At 71.6% G+C, this 13,405-nt stretch carries 10 protein-coding genes and 1 pseudogene; 7 read left to right on the top strand and 4 right to left on the bottom strand.

Annotated elements, in window-relative coordinates:
• Positions 1 to 26: 26 nt before the first annotated feature.
• Entirely contained in the window at positions 27 to 440 is a 414-nt protein-coding gene (locus CP977_RS01400) for a hypothetical protein (protein ID WP_229991514.1), read from the top strand.
• A gap of 632 nt (positions 441 to 1,072) precedes the next feature.
• Complete coding sequence (gene uvrA / locus CP977_RS01395; RefSeq protein WP_109186195.1) at positions 1,073 to 3,541, top strand: excinuclease ABC subunit UvrA; 2,469 nt, start codon at positions 1,073 to 1,075, stop codon at positions 3,539 to 3,541.
• 478 nt (positions 3,542 to 4,019) lie between these two features.
• On the opposite strand, the gene CP977_RS35320 is transcribed toward uvrA, so the two are convergent.
• Entirely contained in the window at positions 4,020 to 6,437 is a 2,418-nt protein-coding gene (locus tag CP977_RS35320; RefSeq protein ID WP_152369463.1) for a bifunctional serine/threonine-protein kinase/ABC transporter substrate-binding protein, read from the bottom strand.
• Positions 6,438 to 6,651: 214 nt separating this feature from the next.
• Here CP977_RS35320 and CP977_RS35315 point away from each other — a divergent pair.
• Positions 6,652 to 6,863, top strand: a pseudogene (locus tag CP977_RS35315) (Tn3 family transposase); the annotation flags it as partial.
• Between the two features lie 56 nt (positions 6,864 to 6,919).
• Here CP977_RS35315 and CP977_RS35450 read toward each other — a convergent pair.
• Both CP977_RS35450 and CP977_RS35445 read right to left on the bottom strand, forming a co-directional pair.
• Positions 6,920 to 7,042, bottom strand: coding sequence for a transposase (locus CP977_RS35450; RefSeq protein ID WP_353795887.1), 123 nt, complete (start codon positions 7,040 to 7,042; stop codon positions 6,920 to 6,922).
• A gap of 67 nt (positions 7,043 to 7,109) precedes the next feature.
• Positions 7,110 to 7,211, bottom strand: coding sequence for a hypothetical protein (locus CP977_RS35445; RefSeq protein ID WP_372460663.1), 102 nt, complete (start codon positions 7,209 to 7,211; stop codon positions 7,110 to 7,112).
• A gap of 428 nt (positions 7,212 to 7,639) precedes the next feature.
• Here CP977_RS35445 and CP977_RS01380 point away from each other — a divergent pair, with 428 nt between their 5' ends.
• Both CP977_RS01380 and CP977_RS01375 read left to right on the top strand, forming a co-directional pair.
• On the top strand, positions 7,640 to 8,110 hold the full coding sequence (locus CP977_RS01380; RefSeq protein WP_062760867.1) for a MarR family winged helix-turn-helix transcriptional regulator: 471 nt from the start codon (positions 7,640 to 7,642) through the stop codon (positions 8,108 to 8,110).
• A 151-nt stretch (positions 8,111 to 8,261) separates the two neighbouring features.
• Positions 8,262 to 9,851 (top strand): MFS transporter, encoded by a 1,590-nt coding sequence (locus CP977_RS01375; protein WP_062760866.1) that lies wholly within the window; start codon positions 8,262 to 8,264, stop codon positions 9,849 to 9,851.
• 788 nt (positions 9,852 to 10,639) lie between these two features.
• Here the strand turns inward: CP977_RS01375 and CP977_RS01370 are convergent.
• Entirely contained in the window at positions 10,640 to 11,008 is a 369-nt protein-coding gene (locus CP977_RS01370; RefSeq protein ID WP_062760865.1) for an STAS domain-containing protein, read from the bottom strand.
• A gap of 306 nt (positions 11,009 to 11,314) precedes the next feature.
• Here CP977_RS01370 and CP977_RS01365 point away from each other — a divergent pair, with 306 nt between their 5' ends.
• Both CP977_RS01365 and CP977_RS01360 read left to right on the top strand, forming a co-directional pair.
• A complete protein-coding gene (locus CP977_RS01365) occupies positions 11,315 to 11,641 on the top strand; it encodes an ATP-binding protein (RefSeq protein ID WP_221331368.1) in 327 nt (108 codons plus the stop codon).
• A gap of 486 nt (positions 11,642 to 12,127) precedes the next feature.
• Positions 12,128 to 13,399: a serine hydrolase domain-containing protein gene (locus CP977_RS01360; protein ID WP_152369462.1), complete on the top strand. Its 1,272-nt coding sequence runs from the start codon at positions 12,128 to 12,130 to the stop codon at positions 13,397 to 13,399.
• The last annotated feature ends 6 nt before the right edge of the window (positions 13,400 to 13,405 follow it).

The following is a 13,405-nucleotide window of genomic DNA, read 5'->3' as shown; positions in this document are numbered from 1 at the left end:
CCGAGGGACGCCCGGAGGATGGGGCCATGACGAACGAGCAGCGCAGTTCCGTGCCCCTGTCGATGACGATCGTGCTCCTCACCGGTGTGGCGGCGGCGATGTGGGCGGCCTGGCTGGGGTGGGACCAGCACCGTGACGTGCATCCCGACGGCTCTACGACCGGGCCTTACGAGGCGTGGCAGGTGATCGGGCTGGGGCTGGGGCTGCTGATACCGGTGTGCTGGGCCGCGTTTCGGGGGCACGGTACGGCTGCGGTGCTGGGCACCTCGGGCGGTCTGGCCCTGGCTGCGGCCTGCGACTGGTCGGACGACGCGAGTGGCCTGTTCGTGATCGGTGTGGGAATGGTGGCGCTCGGGAGCGCGGCCGCAGCCGGTCTCGCCGTGGCCCTGACCTCCACCCTGCACAAGGCGGTGGCCGGAGCCGGCCGGCCCGGACGCTGACCCAGGTCGGCATGGTTTCCTTCCGCCGTCGCGGAAAGTTCCCCGCGACCTGTCCCGCTGGTCGTCGTGCCCGCTCGGCACAGGCCCGGTGGGCGTCCCCTCGCTCGACCCGCTGCTCAAGGGATGTCAGTCCCCGTGGGAGCGCCTGCCGTGCTTTGCCCGTGCCCCCGTCGTGTGCGCGGTGGCCGGGGTGGGTGCCCGGGGCCTGGTCGGGTTGTGCGCCCGGCTTCCGAAGCCGCTCCTGCTGCTCGGGCGGCAACCGCACCCACGTTCCCGGAATCTTCTGCAGCTTCAGCCGGCGCCCGGTGCCATCGCCCTCGAACAGCACCCGGGCCGGCACCTCGTCGATCTCGGGGTCGAAGACGGGCATGAAGGAGCCGTAGCGGTCGGGACTGTACGGGCCGGCTGCCGGGAGGGACACCCGTACGACTTCTCGTCGCCGACCGTCCCCGTGATCGCACCTGGTCACAGGGCGTCCTCGGCCGACGCCGACGCCCCGTACCACGCCGACTCCTGCCGGTAGGCGCAGGCGGCCCGGTCAGATCTCCTCGTGGTTCCTCGGCTCGAACACTCTCGGGGCCCGGGGCGGCGTCTGGCGCGCGGTTCGCGGCCCGATCAGGTAGTCAGGAACCGTGAACCAGAATGCGGCCGACCCCTTCGTGCGTGTCCGGGGCGCCGGCGAGAACAACCTGCGGAACGTCGATGTCGACGTTCCGCGGGACGCGCTGGTCGCCTTCACCGGCATCTCCGGTTCGGGCAAGTCCTCGCTCGCTTTCGGCACGCTGTACGCGGAGGCACAGCGGCGCTACTTCGAGTCCGTGGCACCGTACGCCCGAAGGCTGCTGCAACAGGTCGGCGCACCGCACGTGCAGGAGATCACCGGACTGCCGCCGGCCGTGGCCCTGCAGCAACGACGTGGGTCGCCCGGCTCGCGTTCGACGGTCGGCACCCTCACCACCCTGTCGAACCTGCTGCGCATGCTGTACTCCCGAGCCGGCACCTACCCGCCCGGGGCCGCGCGGTTGGATGCCGAGTCGTTCTCCCCCAACACCGCGGCCGGCGCCTGCCCGCAGTGCCACGGACTGGGCGTCGTGCACGACGTCGCCGAGGACCTGCTCGTTCCGGATCCCTCGTTGAGCATCCGTGAGGGGGCGATCGCCGCCTGGCCGGGCGCCTGGCAGGGCGCCAACCTGCGCAGTGTCGTGCGCGGCCTGGGGATCGACATCGACCGGCCGTGGCGCAGACTCAGGAAGAAGGACCGGGACTGGCTGCTGTATGCGGAGGAGCAGCCCTCCGTATACATCGAGCCGGAGGAGGACCGTGTCGACTACGGCTACCAGGGGAAGTTCTGGAGCGCCCGCAAGCACGTCATGCACGTCCTCGCCGACTCCAAGAGCGAGAAGGCGCGCGAACGGGCGCTGCGGTTCGTGAGGAGTGTGCCCTGCCCCGCGTGTCACGGCAGTGGACTGCGGCCCGAGGCGCTCGCCGTGACGTTCGCCGGGCGTTCCGTCGCCGAGATCAACGCGATGCCGTTCACCGAGGTCGTGGCATTGCTGCGGCCCGCCGCGGTGCGGTCCGGGGCCGGAGCCACCACGTCGACCGCCCGATCCGGGGAGACGACTGAGGTCGCGGTCCGGATCTGCGGCGATCTCGTCGCGCGGATCGAGGTACTGCTCGACCTGGGCCTGGGATACCTCAGCCTCGGACGCCGCTCGACGACCCTGTCTCCGGGCGAGGCGCAGCGCCTGCGGATCGCCACCCAGCTGCGCTCGGGGCTGTTCGGCGTCGTCTACGTCCTCGACGAACCCTCCGCGGGCCTGCACCCGGCCGACGCGGAACCGCTGCTGGAGGTGCTGGACCGCCTCAAGACGGCGGGCAACTCGCTGTTCGTCGTGGAGCACGACATGGACGTGGTGCGGCGGGCGGACTGGGTGGTCGACATCGGTCCCGGTGCGGGCGAGGGCGGCGGACGCGTGCTGTACAGCGGCCCCGTCGCCGGTCTCGAGCGGGTCGGGGAGTCGGCCACGGGCCAGTACCTGTTCGGACGCGCCCAGCCGCTCGAGCACCGCCCGCGCACACCGCACGGCTGGCTGCGCCTGCGCGGCGTCTCCCGCCACAACCTGCACGACGTGTCCGTCGACGTGCCGCTCGGTGTGCTCACGGCGGTGACGGGCGTGTCCGGTTCCGGGAAGTCGACGCTGGTGACGCAGGTGCTCGCCGAAGTCGTCCGCGGTCACCTCGGAGTCGCGCCCGAGGAGCGCGACGAGGCGCAGCTGGAGGTCGACGTCCAGGACACGTCGGGGGTCGAGTCGTTCGACCGGCTGGTCCGGGTCGACCAACGGCCCATCGGCCGAACACCCCGGTCCAACCTGGCCACGTACACCGGGATGTTCGACGCGGTGCGCAAGCTGTACGCGGCGACGGACGAAGCCGGGGCGCGCGGCTACTCGGCCGGACGGTTCTCCTTCAACGTGCCCGAGGGACGGTGCGAGACTTGCCAGGGCGAAGGGTTCGTCGCGGTGGAGCTGCTGTTCCTGCCCGGCACCTACGCGCCGTGCCCGACCTGCGAAGGTGCCCGGTACAACGCCGAAACGCTGGAAGTCACCTATCGCGGCAAGAACATCGCGGAAGTACTCGCACTGCCCGTCGACGCCGCCGCCGAGTTCCTGTCCGCCCTTCCCGCCGCCTCCCGCAGTCTGGAGACGTTGCGCGAGGTGGGACTGGGGTACCTGCGGCTGGGCCAGCCCGCGACGGAACTCAGCGGCGGTGAGGCGCAACGCATCAAACTGGCCACCGAACTGCAACGAGCCCGCCGCGGGCACGCGCTCTACCTGCTCGACGAGCCGACGGCGGGACTGCACCCCTCGGACACCGCGCTACTGCTGCGGCAGCTGCACCGGCTCGTCGACGCCGGCAACACGGTCGTCCTCGTCGAGCACGACCTGGACGCGATCGCCACCGCCGACTGGGTCATCGACCTCGGTCCGGGCGGCGGCGACGAGGGCGGGCGGGTGGTCGCGGCAGGCCCGCCGGCCAAGGTGGCGAAGGCCCGGCGCAGCGCCACCGCCCCCTATCTCGCGGCCCGGCTGGCGCGCTCCTGACGACAGGGCGAGCGGCTGAGTACCGGTCAGCCCGCTTCGGGGCGCGGGGTCGCACGCGTCGCCATGCTGTGTTCCGGTTCGTGGTGGACATAGCCCTCGAAGCGTCCCGTTCCACGACGCGTTCGGCTGCGTGCCGCATCGTGATCTCCACTCGTGCACGCCGGTGTCCGACAGCCGCACGCCGTACCGACGGCGACCGTATGGAGGCGATCGCGCAGGCCGTCCGGTCCACCGGGTGGAGGGCGGGCCCACCTCCGCCGTGTACGGCCTGGGACCGGGACACCGGGGGATTCCGTCACACGGTGATGCGTCCGGGTGAGCCGCTCCACGACGGAGGTGTGGAAAGCCGGTGGGTCGGCCGGGCCCCGGCTGGTGACGGGCTGCCCGTGAGGCGGAATCCGCAGCCCTACGGAATCGGGACGGACGGCGCACCTCGGCCACCTGCGGCGGCCCGGTGGCGGAAGCCGGGGGCGCCCCGTTACGGGGTGGAAGAACCGCTCGTCCTGACCTGCCAGTTTCCGCCGTCCACCTGGTACACCGTCAGTCGGCGGTTGACGGCGTCACCGGCCCCGTCGAAGGCTACGGGGCCGGTGACGCCGTCGAAGGTCAGATGCTCGACGGCCCGCGGCAGCTTCGCGCGGGTGTTGCCGGTGAGAGTGCCGCCGTTCGACTCCGCCACCGCCTTCACCGCCTCGATGAGGGCCCAGGTCGCGTCGTACGCGTAGGGGCCGTACCAGCCGGGTGGCTGCGCGTAGCCCGCCTCCTCGTACCGGGCCAGGAAGTCGCGTCCTGCCGCCGACTCCGTGGCCGGTCCGCCGATCTGGGTCGCGAGGTCGCCGTCGGCACGAGGGTTCCCGGTGAGGTACGCCTGGTCGAAGATGCCGTCGCCGCCCATGAGGGGGACGGTCACGCCCGCCTGCTTGAGCTGCTGGGACAGGGGTGCCGCGGTGTCGTAATAGCCGCCGAAGTAGACGGCTTCGGCCCCCGAGGACCGTACCCGGAGGGCGAGGCCGGCGAAGTCGCGTTCTGCGGGGTCGACCCGCTCGGTGCCGACGACGGTCCCCCCGAGCCTCTTCCATTCGGCGGTGAGGCCGGAGGCGACGACGGTCCCGTGGAGGCTCGCGTCGTCGACCACGTAGAGCTTGGTCTTTCCGACGCCGTGCAGGTACCGGGCGGCGAACGGCCCCTGGTCGGCATCCGTGCCGATCGTCCGGAAGTAGGTGGGGTGCTGTCGGGCGCGGGTGCCCGTGGCCCAGTCGGGGCCCAGGGTCAGGGCGGGGTCGGTGTTGCCCGGCGACACGTTGACCACGCCCGCGCGGGAGAGCACGGGCACCAGGGTGTGGGCGACGGCGGAGTTGAGCGGGCCGACGACGCCGACCAGTTTGTCGTCGGAAACGAACCGGGTGGCGTTGGCCGCGCCCTTGGCGGGATCGGCCCCGTCGTCCACGGCCGTCAGCTCGAAGGTCACGCCGGGGACGTGTCCGGTCTCGTTGGCGGTCCGGACCGCGAGTTCGGCGGAGTTCCTGATGCCGGTGCCCATCGAGGAGAGTCCGCCGCTGAGGGGCGCGTCCACCCCGATCCGCACGGTGAAGGAGGAGGCCGCCGACCCGCTGCCGTCCGTCCCGCCGCCCCGCGGGTCGTCGTCGCGGGTGAGGGACCAGGTCAGGAGCGAGCCCGTGGCGAGCACGGCGAGCGCCGTCCCCAGGATCGCGGAGCGCCGGGTGAGGCCCCGGGGCCCCCTGGGCGTCCGGTCGGCCCGCTCCGGCGGAGCCGTCGCGTCGAGTGCGGGCGGCTGCTCGTCCGGGGCCGCGACGACCGGCGGCGCGGTCGGCCGGTCGGGCACGCGGTGACGGGCGGGGCCCGCGCCGCCCCCGGAGGAGTCGGGGACGGTGGGGGTCGGTACGGACGGTGTCGACGAAGGGGCCCGTCCGGGCATCGTCGGGACGGAGGACGGCTCCACCGGCGCGTCCGGCGCCGGAGTCGCGTTCGGGCCGGGAGCGGGTTCCGGTCCACCGCCCGATTCGGCTTCCCGCGCGGAGCCGGGGCCGCGGTCCGGGCCGGTGGGGGAGGGGGCGGAGCCCCGTACGGCCCTGAGCATCCCGGCCGCCTCCGCGGCGCCCACGCGCTCAGCCGGGTCCTTGGTGAGCAGCGCGTCCAGCAGCGGGGCGAGCGGGCCCGCGTGGACCGGCGGCCGGTGCGGACGGGTGAACACGGCCACGGCGAGGGCGTGGAGGCCCTCCGCCTCGAACGGGGGGTGGCCCTCGACGGCGTGGTACAGGGTGGCGCCGAGCGCCCAGAGGTCGTTGGCGGGAGTCGGGCGCTTGCCGTCGAGCTGCTCCGGCGGCATGTACTGCGGGGTGCCGATGACGGTCCCGCTGTGACTCAGCTTGGTCGTGGCGTCGGCGAGGTGGGCGATGCCGAAGTCGGTCAGGACGACCCGGTCCTTGGCCAGGAGCACGTTGTCCGGCTTGATGTCGCGGTGGACGATCCGCGCCGCGTGGGCCTCGGTCAGCGCGTCCAGCACGGCGGCGCCGATCTCCGCCACCCGCCGTACGGGCAGCCGGCCGTGGCTGTGGATCTCGGCGGCCAGGGACCGGCCGCGGATCAGCTCCATGACGATGACGGGGGCGCCGCGGTGCTCCACGACGTCATGGACGGTGATGACCCCCGGGTGGCTGAGAGTGACCGCTGCACGTGCCTCGCCGATGAACCGCCTGAGCAGTGCCTCGCGGTCGGCCTCGGTCATGCCCGAGGGAAAGAGGATCTCCTTGATGGCGACTTCGCGTCCGAAGAGTTGCTGGTCAAGCCCGCGCCAGACCCGGCCCATGCCGCCTTGGCCGATACGTTCGACCAGCTGGTAGCGGCCGGCGATGAGTGCGTGGTTCTCCTCGGTCACGCGCACACTCTAGATCCTGGTGAGCCGACCGGGTGACGAAAGGACGGCTTGATCTCACCCCCGATGGCGAAGAGGTGAAGGGCCGGCAGAAGCTGGCCCGGGCCCGCCTCAGGGCCGCGCAGGGGGCTTGTGCGCGGGGCACGCGCCGGGCCTCGGCGTACCCCGGGTGAGCAGGACGGCGGTCGTGTCGAGGACGGCCCAGGTGACGATGCGCGCCTCCGTCGACGGGCTGCGCTTCGTCGTCCTTGTCAAGAGCATCAACACCGGGCCCTCGCTGAGGTGCTACGACTGCAAACGGTCCTGACCTGCCTGAACTCTGTGAATGGCCAGGTGGCGGGGATCGGTGCGACGGTGGTGCGCGGCACCCCTCGCGACAGTCTGTGCACGCTGGACACGCTGCTGAACCGTGACGGTGGCGTGCACCCGGGGGCGGGGGTGACCGGAGCCACGACGTCAAGGACGAGGACACGGCCCGGCTGTCCTCAGGAGTCCCCAGTGCGGTACTCGAACACGATCGCGTCGATCACCCGCCGGTGATCCCGCCGGCGCACACTCCGCCTCGGCGTCCGATCCGGCAACAACGGCTCGATCCGCGCCCACCGCACATCAGTCAACAACACGCCCCGACGAACGACCCGCGCCTTCCAGGACAACGGCTGCCGGCTACACCGGTCAGATGGACCGCAGAACCCGATCGGACTCCGCGGAAGCGGCCGCGGCGAACTCGGCGAAGTCCACGGTGCCGAGCGTCACGTTCACGCGGACCGAGTGCACCGCGGCGGGCGCGGCCCGGAACTCCGGCGACTCGATGAGCTCCTGGTAGGAGACGGGACCGAGGCCATCCTCGTCCTCCCGAATCGTCGTCGGGGCCAGCAGCCCCCCGTCGGCGACCGCATCGTGTGGCGGCCGGCGACGAAGACGGGATCCAGGTATGCGTCGTCGTCCACCGCGGCAAGAACCCCATCAGCTGTCGCCCCGACCAAGCACGCGCGTCGACCACCCGCACACGTGCGGGAAACTCGCCGTCCGGCCCCCCGGCATCGTCATGCCCATGACCCTCCCATGCCGCACCGACGACCAGCGCCCTCCGAAGCGATCCGGGGGAAACGGTTCAGTCGGCTCGCGGCCCGGGTGACTCGGGCCGAGCCGGACGCAAGCCGAATCCTTTGACATGCGTATGTATGCATAGCTAAATTCTGAACATGCCCCCGCACAGCGCTTCCCACCAGGACATCGACCGCCTGGCCCTCGGCCTCGTGGCGTGCCTGCCCGCGCTGACCCGGGCCTTCGAGCGGCACGTCGACCAGCACTATCCGCATCCCAAGCCCTCCGACGCCCAGCTCACGCTGCTGCGGTACGTCGAGACGCATGGCGGCACCACGGTGCGTGACGCCGCCGAAGCGGTGCGGATGAAGCCGAACAACGTCAGCGCGCTGGTCACCCAGCTCACCGAGCAGGGGCTCCTCGAGCGCCGCCAGGACGGCGCCGACAAGCGGATCGCCCGCCTCCACCTCACTCCGGTCGCCCAGCGGCGGCTCGGCGAGGTCACGCAGCTCATGGGAGAGCACGCCGCGCAGATCCTGCGGACGATGACCGACGGCGAACTCGACGCCCTCGGCTCCGCCCTGGGATCCCTCCAGTCACTCCGCGAGCACCTGCACACCGCGCGCTGAACCCCTTCGGCGCCTGCGGCGTGTTCCCGCGGTGCGCCCCGTGAGCACGCCGGGCCCTCGTGCCCCTTTTCTCTCCCTGTCCGTCGCAGCCGGCCGCCCCCACGGCGCCGTGCGCCGACTCGGCGTTCCACCACGACGAAAGAACACACGCATGCCCTCCGCCGGCACCCTGGCCGAACCCTCCCACTCCCCGCCCGCCGAGAAGGCGAACGACCGCCGCTCCAACCCGTGGCTGACCCTGGTCGCCGTCGCCTTCGGCCTGTTCATGGTCGGCCTCGACGGCTCCGTCGTCTCGATCGCCAACCCCGAGATCGGCCGCGACCTCGCAGCCTCCACCTCCGACCTGCAGTGGGTCACCAACTCCTACCTGCTCGCCCTCGCCGCGGCCCTGATCCTCGGCGGCAAGCTCGGCGACCGCTTCGGCCGCCGCACCTTCTACCTCGTGGGCGTCGCGGGCTTCACCCTCGCCTCCGTCGCCATCGGCCTGGCCGGCTCCATCGAGGGCGTCATCGCCTTCCGGGCCCTCCAGGGCTTCTTCGGCGCCCTGCTGATGCCCAACACACTCGGCCTGCTTCGTGCGGTCTTCCCGCCGAAGAAGTTCGGCATGGCCGTCGGCATCTGGGCCATGGTCTCCTCGGTCTCCACCGCCCTCGGCCCCATCGTCGGCGGCTTCCTCGTCCAGCACGTCAGCTGGGAGTCCGTCTTCTACGTCAACGCCCCCATCGGCGTCATCGCCCTCGCCTTCAGCGCGGCCGTCCTCCCGCAGAGCAAGAACGAACACGCCGCGAAGGAGAGGTTCGACGTCCTCGGCGTCGTCCTGCTCGCCCTGGGACTGCTCATGCTCGTCTTCGGCGTGGTCAAGGGGGAGACCTGGGGCTGGGCCTCCGCCGGCACGCTCGGCGCCATCGGCTCCGGCCTGCTGGTTCTGGTGCTCTTCGGCCGGTGGCAGACCCGGATCGCCGCACCTCTGCTGCCGATGCGCCTGTTCCGCGACCCGGCCCTGACCATCGGTACGGTCATCACCGCGCTGAACTTCTTCGTCCTGCTCGGCGTGATCTTCTTCGTCATGATCTACCTGCAGAACGTCCGTGGGTTCACCCCGGTGGAGGCCGGCGTCCGGACCCTGCCGCTCAGCCTCGCCTCCGTCGTCGCCTCCCCGCTCGGCGCCGCGCTCACGGACAGGTTCGGACCGCGCCTCACCATGCCCCTCGGCATGGTCCTCCAGGCCGTCGCGTGCTTCGCCATGCTCGCCTGGGAGGCGGACAGCGCCTACGGCCTCATGTGGCCGCCGTTCATCGCCCTCGGCCTCGGCGTCGGCATGGTCATGGCCTCCTCCTCCGACGCCGTTGTCGGCAACGCCCCCGTCAAGGACGCCGGCGTCGCCGGCGGACTGCAGGCCACCGCCCTCCAGGTCGGAGGCGCCCTGGGCACCTCCGTCCTCGTCTCCCTGATCACCGGCCGCGTCGGCACCACCCTCACCGGCGAACTCACCTCTGCAGGCGTCCCTGCCCCCGCCGCCACCGCACTGCTGGAGGCCAAGGACGCGGTCGCCATGGGCATCGCCCCCGTCGCCACCAGCGCACCCGCGCAACTCAGGACAGCGATCCTCGAAGGCAGCCACCAGGCCTTCATGAACGGCGTCCACACCGCCGTCCTGACCGCGGGAGTCCTCTGCGCGGCCGGCGCCGTCCTGGCCGCCATCGGCGTCCGGCGGGCCCCCGACCGTGCCCGCCAGCACTAGAGATCGTCTACAGAAGCCGGATCCGGAGCAGGATCGAGGCGGTGGTGACGGCGGCCTCCTGCTGGCCACGCGCAGGTGGCGTGCCGAGGAGGTCGACGACGGCGTCGGCCCGACCACCGAACTCGGCTGGTGGTCCGGGGGCCGAACGCCGTGCGACCCGGCCCCGGCGAGGCGCGCAAGGCCGGGCGCGGGTGCCGCCTGCCGCTTCCGCGACACCGGCAACACGCCTTGACCGGCTTCCTCGGGGGCGGGGAGTGGAATCGGGGCTCGGAGGTACGCGGGGGTGGAGCGCATGGGACCGCTCTGAACAGACGGGCCTGGTGGCAGGTTCTCTGGTTGTCGGGCGGCTCGCACCATGGGGCGATGGTGCGAGCCGCCCGGCGTGTTCCGGTCCCGGCCCCGAGAACCATGGCTGCGGCCGGGGCGGACGGATTCCGCGCCAGCCCGTGCTGATATGACGTGCGCGAGCCGGCCCTGGTGCTCTGGGCACCCTCCGGGACGCAACCGAAGAGTGTCCATCTCCTCGCTCAGCAGGGCTCTTGGCCGACGAGACGTCCGCGGGCCGTCCCGTCCGTCCCACGGTGGCGTGCCAGGAAGGCCGTCACAGGAGTGTCGCGGCGGCCGAGACGGTCGGCCGGTTCGTTCGGGGCGTGGGACAGGGAGTACGGGGACGACATCGAACACCACCACGCCGACCACCCCGCCTGGCCCACTCGGCGTGCCAAGGGGGCGGTCGTCCGTACGCCCGGGTGGCTGCCTCTGCCCGGCGTTTCACGGTGTGCTGCGGATCAGCCGTCCAGGGCTTGTTCGACGGTGGGGTGGCAGTCGATGACGGTGTCGACGCCGACCAGGCCCAGGACGCGCCGGACGGCTTCCTGGGCGCCGGCGATGCGCAGCCAGCCATGCGCGGCGGTCAGGTGCTGGTGGGCGAGAATGAAGGAGTTGATGCCGCTGGAGTCCATGAAGGTCACCCCCTCCAGGTCCGCCACCACCCTGGGCGGCAGCGCCGCATCGCCCTCGGGAACCAGGACACCGGCCAGGAGGCCTTTGGCGGTGTGGTCGATCTCCCCTCGCAGGGTCACGACACGTATGCCGTCGACCACGCGGTGTGCTACGGACAGCCTTTCGGCGTGGTCCGTCCTCTCGTTGCCGACCATGGTCTCACCAACTCCGCTCAGGCTTGTCCGGGCCCGGTCCATGCGGACGATTCTGCCTCACCGGTCAACACCGGCCACACCCGGACGGCGGCATGATCGACCTGCGCCGATTTAAGGATCATCCGGCCGGGTAGCTGCACTGCGTGAACGTGAGGGAGGACGGATCCAGTGGAACTCGATGCAGGTTATGACGGTGGTGCCCATCCCTCTTCGGAAGGACATCTGGTGCGTGCCGACTACACGTTGGAGGGCGGTGGCGGTCGCATCGGGGTCGCCAGACGTCACGCCGCGGCTTTTCTGGACCGGATGCGTAGCGAGTACGGTCTGCAGGTGTCGCAGCGGGTGCGGGATTCGATCGAGCTGGTCGTCAGCGAACTGGTGACCAACGCCCACAAGTACGCCCTGGGGCCCGTCCTGATGCAGCTGCGCGCCGGTGCCGAGGGTGTGGACGTCGTGGTGTGGGACAGCGACCCGGCCGTTCCGGTGGTGCGCGCGGCGGATCCCGGCAGGGTGGGCCAGCACGGCCTGGAGATCATCAAGAAGGTCGCCGAGAAGCTGTTCGTGGAGCGGGAGCCGGTCGGCAAGCGCGTCACCGCCCGCCTCGCCCTGTCCGAGGTGCCGAACCCGGCGTGAGGGCCATGCCCGGCAGCCGTCCGCGCATACGTTTCCGTCCAACCCTCCCCGAAGCCCGACCCGGGTCCATGCGGGGCGATGTTCTCCGCGATCCGGGTGTGGCCGTCACCGGGCCGCCTTCTTCCTGGGCCAGACCCGCACCGAGAACGACCTGCCTGTCTCGCGGCGTGCATGCGACCGGACCCTGCTGGTGTCCGTCATACGGGACAGCGCCCCCGCCCTTCCGAGCGCTCGGGACGCGTCGGCCGGCACGGACCGGAGATCATCGAGGCGATCACCGAGGGGCTGCCCATCGAGCCGGGCCCCGCGGCAAGCGCGTCACCGCCCGCCTCGGGGAACGCGCCGGTGGCGGACGACTTCGATGGGGACGGGATCCTGCGGCAGGGACGTCGACCACGGCGGCCAGGGCTCCGTTCGGCCATGCGGATGAAGCGTGACGAACCTAGACTTTTCAGCAGTCACTCCTCGTGTTGAAGGAGGCTCTCCATGAGCGGTTCGCTCTTCCGCCGGCGGGACGTGCGCGCCGGCGCGGCCCTGGTGGTGGCCCTGGCGCTGCCGGCCTCGACCGGTGCGGCGTACGCGGCGCAGGGCCCACCGGGCGTCCTCGCGACCGCGCTCCCCTCCGAGGTGCAGCCTTCACCGTCGTCCGACGGGGCGTTCCGCACGCTGACGCCGCAGGTGCGCGCCCAGGTGGACGCGGCGGTCCGCGGAGCCCTGAAGGAGGTCGGGGCGCCGGGAGCGATCGTGTCCCTGTCGGCGCCGGGCAAGGGCGAGTACGTGCGCGCCTACGGCGTTGCCGACAAGGCCACCGGGGCGCCGATGCGCACGGACTTCAACACCCGGATGGGCAGCGAGACCAAGACCTTCACGGTGACGGCGATACTGCAACTGGTCGACCGGGGCGAACTGGAGCTGGGCGATCCGATCGGGAAGTACGTCGACGGGGTGCCGAACGGCGGGAAGATCACCCTGCGGGACCTGGCCGACATGCGCAGTGGTCTGTTCAACTACAGCGAGGACCCGGACTTCCAGAAGCAGCTCCTGGGAAATCCCCGGCAGCCGCTGACCCCGCAGCAACTCCTGGACTACTCCTTCCGGCACCCGGTCAACTTCCAGCCCGACGCGCGCTTCGAGTACAGCAACACCAACCTGATCCTGCTGGGGCTGGTGGTGGAGAAAGTCTCCGGACAGCCGCTGAAGGACTTCCTGCGGGAGAACATCACCGGGCCGGCCGGGTTGCCGGACACCTTCCTGCCGACCGGGGCGGAGTTCCCGCAGCCGCACGCCCAGGGCTATACCGATCAGGGCGGCGGACCGGCGCAGGAGATCGCGACCGATTGGGACCCGTCCTGGGCATGGGCGGCCGGCGCCATGATCTCCACCGTCCGCGATCTGCGCTCCTGGGCCCGCACGGTGGCCACCGGCACGTTGCTGGAGCCGAACACGCAGGCCGAGCGACTCGTGCCGCGCAGCACGTTCGCCCCCGGCATCGGCTACGGCATGGGCATCTTCCTCACCGAAGGGTGGATCGGGCACAACGGTTCGCTGCCCGGCTACGAGTCGGTGACGGTCTACCTGCCCGAGGCACGGGCCACCATGGTGGTGGTGCTCAACACCGACGACGCGGCCCCGGACGGACAGGAACCGAGCACCGTGGTGGCGGAGGCGGTCACCGAGGTGGTCAGCCCCGAGCACGTCTACACCATCCCGGCGACGCCGGCCGCGCCGACGAAACCGACTCCGACGCCCTCCTCCTGAGGACGA

Source organism: Streptomyces cinereoruber, from assembly GCF_009299385.1.
GTDB classification, from domain to species: Bacteria; Actinomycetota; Actinomycetes; order Streptomycetales; family Streptomycetaceae; genus Streptomyces; species Streptomyces bikiniensis.
This window is presented reverse-complemented; position numbering and strand designations above follow the sequence as displayed.